This window comes from Arthrospira sp. PCC 8006, from assembly GCF_046480465.1.
GTDB classification, from domain to species: domain Bacteria; phylum Cyanobacteriota; class Cyanobacteriia; order Cyanobacteriales; family Microcoleaceae; genus Limnospira; species Limnospira platensis.
Genome location: NZ_PKGG01000382.1, coordinates 1 through 2,667, shown reverse-complemented (window position 1 = coordinate 2,667; position 2,667 = coordinate 1). Strand labels below are relative to the sequence as shown.

4 protein-coding genes and 1 pseudogene are annotated in these 2,667 nt (G+C 49.1%); all 5 read right to left on the bottom strand.

Annotated elements, in window-relative coordinates:
- Positions 1-262 precede the first annotated feature (262 nt).
- Entirely contained in the window at positions 263-1,375 is a 1,113-nt protein-coding gene (locus tag B9T16_RS27660) for a universal stress protein (RefSeq protein WP_410246286.1), read from the bottom strand.
- 21 nt (positions 1,376-1,396) lie between these two features.
- Positions 1,397-1,795 (bottom strand): K(+)-transporting ATPase subunit C, encoded by a 399-nt coding sequence (gene kdpC, locus B9T16_RS27655; protein ID WP_410246287.1) that lies wholly within the window; start codon positions 1,793-1,795, stop codon positions 1,397-1,399.
- A gap of 19 nt (positions 1,796-1,814) precedes the next feature.
- Complete coding sequence (locus B9T16_RS27650; protein ID WP_410223643.1) at positions 1,815-1,886, bottom strand: hypothetical protein; 72 nt, start codon at positions 1,884-1,886, stop codon at positions 1,815-1,817.
- A gap of 159 nt (positions 1,887-2,045) precedes the next feature.
- Entirely contained in the window at positions 2,046-2,237 is a 192-nt protein-coding gene (locus B9T16_RS27645) for a potassium-transporting ATPase subunit F (RefSeq protein ID WP_317266442.1), read from the bottom strand.
- Between the two features lie 69 nt (positions 2,238-2,306).
- Positions 2,307-2,667 (bottom strand): annotated as a pseudogene (locus B9T16_RS27640) (potassium-transporting ATPase subunit B); the annotation flags it as partial.

Below are 2,667 nucleotides of genomic sequence, written 5' to 3'. Positions count from 1 at the left end.
CAGCTAGGTGGCTCAAAAGTGTTCCGATGTCCTGAGTGTGGGTTCACTCTACCACGGGACTGGAACGGTGCTTTTGGAATCTTTCTAAAAGCTTTGCGGGATACCGCCTCTGTTACCTTAACGGGTAATAGTGCTATCGTAGCATTGTCAGGCAATAGCCGGATAAATGTCGCGTAAATGTATCAGTAATCCCAAAGCTAACCCTACAATAGCGGGGGGCTTGTCTGCGGGTAGCTAAATTTGAGGCGATCAAGCTGTTGGGTTAGTGGTCAGTGCCAATAATGTGTAAATCAACCTGGGGTAGACCTCGCATTAACCTTTGAACAATAGAGCCTTTAATCAGTAGTTGCCAGCGAGATCGTCGAGTTTCCCCCAAAACAATTTGAGTGATGTGTTGTTCGACGGCAGTATCAAGAATCGCTGTCACCACATCATCTGACTCCACCCGCAAAAACTCCCCCTCAAACTCCTGACACATCCGTTTGCAGGTTTCAATGTGGAGTGCCTCAGATTTAGAAAGAAACTGATGAGGATGAGCTACAAACAGCACAGACAAACGGCCATTCATTTGGTTAGCAATGCGTGCCCCTCGTCGCAATAACCGAATCGAACTGGGATAGGTTGAAACACAGACCAGAACCCGTTCTTGGATATTGCAATAGCTCTGAGAATGGCTCTGTCGGCCATTCTCTTCAATATTGTCAGCCACTTCCCGCAGCGCCAATTCTCGGAGAGCGACAAGATTGCGACGTTGGAAGAAGTTGTGCAGAGCCCGATCAATCTTGGCAGAGGCATAGATTTTGCCCTCTTGAAGGCGCTCTTGCAGAGTTTCAGGGGTAACATCTACGACGATGACTTCATCAGCTTCATCAAGTAGGCGATCGGGTACCCGCTCGCGGACGACCACCCCAGAAATTTTGTGTACCAGGTCATTAAGGCTCTCTAGGTGCTGGATATTGATAGTGGAATAGACATCAATACCCGCTTCCAAAATCCAAAACACATCTTGGTAACGCTTCTGTCGTTCAGAACCGGGGATATTGGTATGAGCCAATTCATCAACCAGGACTAGCTGAGGACAGCGGGCGAGTACAGCAGAGGTATCCAATTCCGTGAGAGTGCGAAAGAGCCAGTTGATCTGCTTGAGGGGAACCTGCTCTAAGCCAACTGCCTTCTCAGCGGTATCTGCTCGTCCGTGGGTTTCCAGTATTCCAATGACGACATCAAACCCTTCCTGCTTTAACTGTTGGGCTTCCTCTAACATTCGATAGGTTTTACCGACTCCCGGTGCCATGCCGATAAAGACTTTGTGCTTACCAAGGGCGATGCTTTGGGGAGGATTGGGTGGGGTGATACATAGGGAGGTTTGGAACATTAGAAGATTTGAATTTAAAGGTTATCCAAGGCTAAGTTCTCTCTTGAGAACATTGATACCAGGCTCCCCAAAAATACCAAGGAAGCGGCCTTCAGTATTTTGAGTAATCAGCGATCGCACTTGGTCAGTAGACAGGCCACGGGCAAGGGCGACCCGCTCAACTTGAGCCTCAGCAGCAGAGGGGCTAATGTGAGGGTCAAGACCGGAACCGGAGGAATAAAGTAAGTCAGCGGTGGGTTCAATCCCGGCGCTACGAAGACGCTGGGCTTCGTTCTGAATGCGTGCCAACAGTTCCGGGTTGTCTGGAGCCAGATTACTACCTCCCGATACTCCGGTGGGGTTAGCCTCCGCGTCAGAACTATAATTGACATCACTAGGACGGCTCCAGAAATAATCGTCAGTGGTAAAGGTTTGACCAATGAGTGCCGAACCAATGACCTCAAGAGTGAGAGTTGGTGAGAAGACTGCCGTTAGCCTGGTAGGGAAAAAAGCCCTGACCAATGAGGAAAATCAGCAGGGGATAGAGGAAAGCGGTGAGGAAGCGCGAGGGTAGCGAGACTGCGAATACTGATGATGAGGTCTTTCATGGGGAATTTCTGAGAGGTTTAGAGGTTTAAAAAGTTGACAGTTTGAGTTGGGATGTAAACGTTGATAGGGATTAACGTTGTACTTAGAACTTCTCGGGCTGAACAATGACTATGGCTAAATAGATAGCCAGGCCCACAACGATGATGCCCAATAAGCCCAAGGCATAAGCGGTGCCACGGGTGATGTTTTGGTCAGTGGCGGCATAGAGGGCAGGGGCGATCGCCAGATTTAATAACAAACCCAGCAGTAAGATTTTAGGAAGAGTCGGTTTCATCGGAGGTACTTTGTAAAGAGTCAATGATTGGCGTCAATTCAGAGATTTTGCCCGTGAGAAAATTGGCAATTAAAACCCCGTTACTGCCGATACCCCCACATCAATCACCTTGATGGCAATAAACGGCGCGATAATACCGCCAAGTCCGTAGATGAGGATGTTGCGTTGCAGGAGTTGATTGTTACGGAGGGGGCGAAACTCAATTCCTTTCAGGGCTAGAGGAATCAGGGCTGGGATGATTAAGGCATTGTAAATTAGGGCCGACAGTACAGCCGTGCGAGGGGTGCTCAGACCCATGACATTCAAAGCCCCAATGCCTGCAGCGGCAAACATAGCTGGGATAATGGCAAAGTATTTAGCGATGTCTAAGCGGGCGAGAAGGTAGTGAGGGCTCCTCGGGTAATCAAAAGCTGCTTACCGATGGTTACCA